Here is a 6,420-nt window from a genome sequence, read left to right on the forward strand (position 1 = left end):
GGAGCGGACTTGCGGGAAGCGCTTCAGGCCGCCTTCTTCAACGTCGCCAGCGCCTGCCGGCCAGCCGCCAGTTGCTGCGCCACTTCCGCGACGCGCGCACCCAGGTGCTCGGCCGTGCGCAGGTCCGCCAGCGGGGGCACCACATCCGAGCTTTCGTCAGCGTTCGACTGCGCGGCCGCGCCCAGGAAGAAGCCGTGGCGATTCAGCGAATCCTCGGTCGACTTCGAGTTATTGTGTCCCGGCGGCAGGCCAAGGTTGACCCAGTGCATGCCGTGCTGGGCGGCGAAGATCGAGATCTGCTGCAGTGTGGCCAGCTTGTCGCCCGAACGCGATGCCGCGTTGGTGAAGCCCGCCGCCACCTTGTTGGCCCACTTGCCGCCCTTGGCGAAGACATTGCGCGAGGTGGCGTCCATAAAGCCCTTGAACTGCGCCGATGCGCTGCCCATGTAGGTGGGCGCGCCGAAGATGATGCCGTCCACGTTCTCGAGCGTGTCCCAGTGCTGGTCGATGTCGTCGACGCTGATCAGCAGGCTTTCCACGCCATCGACGCTGGCGGCGCCGCGTGCGACGGCCTGTGCCTGCTTGGCGGTATGGCCGTAGCCGCTGTGGTAGACGATGGCGATCTGGGTAGCGTTGGCGTTCATGATATGGGCCTCAAAGAAATTTGAAATATTTGAATGTGGCCTGCATCGCGTTGGTCGTTTGATTGCTGGGCCGGTGAAGCAAGTCTAGGCATCTGCCGGCGCAGTTGGTGGGAACAATCTCAACCAGTTGTTGAATTATTTTGAATGAACGGGCGGCGTGAGAGATTTGGTACGTCTGGCCCATCGCGCCAGCCGCGCGTGCCGGTGCCGGAACAGGCATCTCACCACGGCGACCATTGCGCCTTCACAACCTGGCAGCCAGGCTGCAGGCCCCCGCAACTTGAAAGCCAGCCGGTCGCGTACCTCGCAAAAGCCATCGGCCGTATCGCGAATCGTCCGCTCGTGCACCCAGCTGCGCATGGTCAGCATCCGCGACGTTTCCCTGAACCGGTACCCGGGCCCGACCTCCGCCAGCATGATGTCGTCCGCGTCCACCGGAAGCACGCAAAGCGCCAGCAGCCAGCTGCGGCCGAGGCGCTCGCCAAGCGGCAGCTCGTCGAGCGTCCTGCCTCGCATGGCGGCCGGGGCCGTCATACGCAGCCAGGGAAACAACTCATCGTTGATGCCTTCCGCCGTGGTCGCGCGGTGCCAGGCCTGGCTGGCGCGCACTGGCAGCGGGGAGGCAAGCTCGAACATCAACGGCATAGGAGGCCATCCGGCAATGGTTGAATCCGCTGGCCATGATAACGGAAGGGCACTCCCGCACTCGATGCTGCGCCGGATCAGGAGGATGGCGTCAAGCCGGCAACGGCTACAGTGGCAGGTTCATGCCGGATCACGTGGAAACCCTCGCCCTCCGATGGCGCAACGAAGTATCGGGTGATTTCATCGAACTGCGCATCGCTGGTCTCAAACGCATGCGTGCCGCTGGCATTGCGGGCGCGCAGGCGTGCCTTGCACAAGGTGTCCGGCATATCGAGATAGTGGAGCTGATGCGGTACGCCCGCCTGCTCGAATATGGCCCTGGCCCAGCTTCGGCTGGCCGGCGTGTTGGCGGGGAAATCGAGCACGACCGACATGCCCGCCAGCAGCAGTGCCTCGATGTGGCCGGTCATGGCGTCTCGCAGCCTGCCGGCGCAGCGGACATAATCGGAGATCGCCCGGATTTCCCCAGGGTAGAGGCGCGACAGCCAATCGTCCTCGCTGATCAGCACGGTCGCCGGACGGGCCGCGAGTTGCTTCGCCAGCGTCGATTTTCCTGCGCCGATCTTGCCGCAGACCATATAAAGGGTGGCGGGTGGTCGGGACGAGGGAACGTTGTGTGGCTGCATTTCAATCTCCTTGGCGATGAAAGCCCCGGGAGACGGAAACAAAAAACCCGCCTCATGGGGCGGGTTGCTTTGTGTGCTCAGGCCACGCGCTAACCCACCATCCGGGGGATGGTGCGAATAATCGAAGGGGTTTGCACGCGGTTCATGAGATGGAGGATAAGTGACTGCGCGTTGGCACGCAATCACTTTGGAACGAGTGCCACCCGGCACCCAGCTGCGCATAGTCAGCATCCGCGACGTTTCCATGAACCGGTACCCAGGTCCGACCCCGGCCAGCATGATGCCGTCTACCGTCCACGGGCAGGACCGTCAAAGGAGGCTCCCGCCAGTTCCAGCGTGCTGCCTCGCACTTCGCTCTTCACGGGATCGGTCTTTTTCCACTGCTTCTTCGGCACCATCAGTTTCCAGGTCGCCTCCTTGTCCGGACTCCGGAAGAGGGCAATGACCCCGACATACTGCGCGTCGGCATGCATCGGCTCGCTCAGGCTTACGCTCGCGTCCGGGCGCAGCACCACGTCCCTGGCCGCTAGCAGATCGGCCTTGAGGGATTCGAGGTCATTCGTCTGCAACTGCGCATAGCCCAGCTGTTCAAAGGCCTGCGGCGATTTCAACTGGTAGATCCGCACCACCGTCGACAACGATTGTCCGGCGCCGTTTGCATTTAACGACGGCCGGCTGGTGAGATCGAGGCTCATGGTCTTGACCTGCGTCGTGAAGGCCCATTTCGTGGCCTCCACCGTGCTGTCCTTGACTGCCTGGCCCACGCCGCAACCAGCYATATGGGTGGCAACCAGCAGTAGGGCACCGTTTCGAAGCTGTCGCCTCATCGTGTTGATCCTCTTTGTGCAGCGTATYGCTGCGTTTCATTGACAGTGCGGGTTCAGCGTTGCGCCGGCATCCCTGAGCTGTGCCCGCGCCAGTTCCCGAGTTGCACGCGGGTAACGGCATCGCTGGCGCCCGGGGCGTCGGCTTCGCTGTGCCGCCTGAGCTGCGTGGTGTAGCCCAGGCTCACCTGGTCCGAATTCAAGGCCGGCGCCGGCATCAGCGCGGGCCTCACATGCATCTCCAGATGCGCGTGCGCTGCATAGCCCAGGTAGAAGCGCAACAGCGCCGTCACCTCCCGGTGGATGGTCCGGCCCGGCATCAGCCCCAGCACCGAGTCGCGGTCCTGTGGCGTGATCACCACGCGTACGGTGTTTGCGCGATCGTAGAAGCCGCGTCCCAGCACACAGTTTTCCCCTAGCGGCATCCGCTCGGTGGCATCGAGGCGCACCCACACCGGGTGGAACTCCTCCACCGTGATGCGCGCGTCCGGCACGGCATGCTGCAGCACGCCGGCGAGGCCTTCGGCGGTGCGTGTGCGCTGGCTGGCCAGCCCTAGCATCGACAACAGCTTGCGCGTGCCGACGGTCTCTTCGGTCCGCGCCTGTCCGGCGCCCGGCTTGCCGAGGCCCAACCCGAGCAGGCTCAGCAGATAACACGACACCTGGTCCTGTCCGCCCTGCCGGAAGCCCACCGGATAGCGGTACTTGCGCGCAACGCGGTAGAACTGCGTGACGATCCGGTGGTGAAACAGGTCCAGAAAGGCCGCCAACGGCTCTGCCCCGTCGCGGCGCTGGGCAATCTCGTCCACGAAGTAGGAGGGCATGCGCGCATCCACGCCGTAAAGGCCCAGGAAGGTTGTCCGCACGACCGGTGGCCGGTCGGGGTGGTCGCTGTCGCGCTCCACCGCATCGATCTCCCGCCCGGGAAAGCCTAGCCGTCCGTGCGAGCGAAACCGCACGGGCTCGTTGGCAGGAGAATCGGTGGTGCCCAATGGCGGCTGCTGCGGCGCGGCCAGTTCGATCAGCTCGCAGAGCCGGAAGAAGTTCATCTGCGGCGCATGGGCGAGCAGCGCCGGCAGCAATGCGCTCTCCTGCGCCTGCGTTGCTGTCAGTTTCGGCAGGCTCAAAACGGTGCCCCCTCGCCCTTGCTGTCGGGCCATGCGAGCCGCTTGCCGCTTGGCTGCGACACGATCACCAGCCGGGTATACAGGTTCAGCGTGGCATAGAGCGACAGGAACCGGTTGAGCATCTCGCCGAAGAGCTCGACGTCGCCCTCGCCGGCGAAACGGGTGCTGTCCAGCGATACCTCGATCTCCACGCCGCGCAGCAGGCCGCCTTTAACGAGCTTTTGCAGGGGCCGGTGCCGCACGTCCGTGATGGCATCGATGCGCCGGCGGTTCATCTCGCCTTCCGTCCAGTCGTAGAGGGCAAGACTGCCGCGCAGGACCTCGGCATCGAGCAGCGACAGGTAGTTTGGCGCCAGGTGCGACAGCACGCGCCAGTGGAAGCGGTCGGCGGTGGGCGGGTACACCGGCAGGGTCGGTGCGGTCAGGTTGCGCACCGCGCCGATGTTGGCGAACCCGTTTTGCATACGCGTAATGCCGGCCTCGCGCAGACCCTTGCGGGGCAGCATGCCGTTGGTGCCCGTGACCGACAGCGACAGCGTCTCCTGGGGCAGGGTCTGTTGCTGCTCCCAGGCATGGCCGCCGAGCACCACCCAGGTGTCGAACCTGCCCGAGGGACCGCGGCGCACCCGGGTGTGGAAGTAGCGCTCGGGCATCTCATGGCGCAGCATGCCGCCCCGGTGGCGAAAGGCCGCGAACGGCGCGTACTCGAAGCGCGCGCCGCTCGCTGCCTCGAAGCCGCGCACGGTATCGACCGAGTACGCTTCGACATGCTGCCCGTGTTGCTCCATGGCCCGCACCCGGTACTCGGTCTCGACGTGCGTGACCGTGATCGGGTCGGCTTCCAGTTCGAACAGGTTGATGATGGGCGTGCAGAAGAGCCGCACGTTCTCCGCCGAGAAGCGCATGTCGTCGGGGAACGGCCTGGYCAGTACCGCCTCCACGTCAACATGCCCGGTACCTGGCGGGATGGCGCCCATGTCCAGCCCCACCAGATCCACGAACATGAACTTCTCGGGAAAGGTGAAGTACTCCAGCAGCAGCTGGTAGCCACCAAAAGCATTGTCCGGCTTGGGCCACAGGCGTGCCTGCGCGTCGAAGCCGGCCGCTTCCAGCGCCAGGCCGGGCATCGCCTGGGACGCGCCCGGGCGTTGCTCCGGGTAGCCGGGGATGCGCACCTGCATGGCCAGCGGCCGGGCGGTCAGCGCGGCATACAGCGCCAGTGCCAATGGCCGGTCGGCATGGAGGTAGAGCCGCAGGCGCGGCACCGCCAGYGGCTCGCGCAGTGCCTGCGCCTGTAGTTCGAGCCTGAACCGGATCACCGAGCGGCCATCCTCGCGCGCATAGGCGTTGGCCTCGGTCAGGCGCAGCGGGTACAAGTCGACYGCTTGCGTGGTCCGGTAGATGCATTGCACGGCATCATTGCCACCGGCTGCCTGCGTGCCAAGCGGCACAGGGTCGGACAGCACCTCCAGTCCGGCCGGCACGGTTTCGTGGCGCTGCARCGTGTCAAKGGTCGGGGACAACTCGAGGATCGACAGCGACGGGATCATGCGCAGGTAGTGCGGCCACAGCATGCTGACCAGCCCTTCGGTCAGCTCCGGCAGCTCGTCGTCCAGCTTATGGCGCAGCCGCCCCAYCAGGAAGGCRAAGCCCTCGAACAGCCGCTCGACATGGGGATCGCGCTCGCCGATGCCGTCAATATTGAGCATGCGCGCACGGTCGGGAAACGCCTGGGCGAACTCCTTGCCGGCTTCGCGCAGGTAGCGCATCTCCGCTTCGTAGTAGCGCAGGATTTCGTTGTCTTGGGTGGGATCGGTCATGAGGCTGTCAGTTAACTCGCCGGTCAGGCGATGGCCACGGCACGGGCCGGGTCGATGGCGGTCAGATCGCCGAGCAGGGCTTCGATACGTTGAGCAAGAGCGACCTTGTCCGCGTCCTTGCGCGTCATGCGGGCCTTGARCAACCGCAGCAGCTGCTGCTTGGCCTCGAACGCGAGCGAAGGCTCCCAGGTGGCCAGCTGAAAGCGCTGCGCGTTCACCTCGAGGGCGCCCAGCAAGTGCAACGCCGTGTCCGCGCGACCCGCACGTTCGGCCACGCGCGCCATCACCAGTTGCCGCACGAAGCGGTCGCGCTCACCGTCCGGCGCCGGCAGGCCCTGCAACCAGGCGAACGCGGCATCGAGGCTCTRTTGGGCGGCGAGGTCCGCCGCCTGGGCTTCCGTCTCCGCCCAGTCGGTGCTGGCGGACGCGACCGATACCGGCACCATGGGCTCGCCGCGCTCGATATCACGTACCGTGGCATGGCGCGCAATCCACTCCAGCGTGGTGTCATCCGCAAACGGCGTGCCGTCGGTGAAGGCCAGTTGCGCGAGACCGGGCAGGCGTTCGAGCATCAGCGCACAGTCGGTGGCGAGCAGGTCGCGCGCGCGGGCATACTCGCCACCCGCCTGATCCTGGGCGGTGAAGGCGTAGTACTGCAAGTCCAGCCAGAAATGATTCGCGCCTTCGGCGAAGGCCTGCTCGACGCGGTCGAGGAGTTCCGGCCACTGCTTTTG

General features: G+C 65.7%; 7 protein-coding genes. All 7 read right to left on the reverse strand.

All coding sequences use genetic code 11. From position 1 onward, the window contains the following. Nucleotides 1-23: 23 nt before the first annotated feature. The gene (locus AC1DKD_RS16190; protein WP_441626064.1) at nucleotides 24-644 is read right to left on the reverse strand and encodes a flavodoxin family protein; all 621 of its coding nucleotides are present in this window, start codon (nucleotides 642-644) and stop codon (nucleotides 24-26) included. Between the two features lie 135 nt (nucleotides 645-779). After that, nucleotides 780-1,280 carry a hypothetical protein gene (locus AC1DKD_RS16195; protein WP_441626066.1) on the reverse strand — a complete coding sequence of 167 codons (501 nt, stop codon included), beginning with the start codon at nucleotides 1,278-1,280 and terminating at the stop codon, nucleotides 780-782. Between the two features lie 86 nt (nucleotides 1,281-1,366). After that, nucleotides 1,367-1,915, reverse strand: coding sequence for a P-loop nucleotide/nucleoside kinase family protein (locus AC1DKD_RS16200; protein ID WP_441626068.1), 549 nt, complete (start codon nucleotides 1,913-1,915; stop codon nucleotides 1,367-1,369). 287 nt (nucleotides 1,916-2,202) lie between these two features. After that, entirely contained in the window at nucleotides 2,203-2,742 is a 540-nt protein-coding gene (gene tssJ / locus AC1DKD_RS16205) for a type VI secretion system lipoprotein TssJ (RefSeq protein WP_477143461.1), read from the reverse strand. Nucleotides 2,743-2,795: 53 nt separating this feature from the next. After that, nucleotides 2,796-3,788, reverse strand: coding sequence for a type VI secretion system baseplate subunit TssG (gene tssG / locus AC1DKD_RS16210; RefSeq protein ID WP_477143464.1), 993 nt, complete (start codon nucleotides 3,786-3,788; stop codon nucleotides 2,796-2,798). 74 nt (nucleotides 3,789-3,862) lie between these two features. After that, on the reverse strand, nucleotides 3,863-5,686 hold the full coding sequence (tssF, locus tag AC1DKD_RS16215) for a type VI secretion system baseplate subunit TssF (RefSeq protein ID WP_477143462.1): 1,824 nt from the start codon (nucleotides 5,684-5,686) through the stop codon (nucleotides 3,863-3,865). Between the two features lie 23 nt (nucleotides 5,687-5,709). Then, a partial coding sequence (locus AC1DKD_RS16220) for a type VI secretion system domain-containing protein (RefSeq protein ID WP_477143463.1) occupies nucleotides 5,710-6,420 on the reverse strand: 711 nt, incomplete at its 5' end.

This window comes from Cupriavidus sp. 05T313 (genome assembly GCF_056396665.1).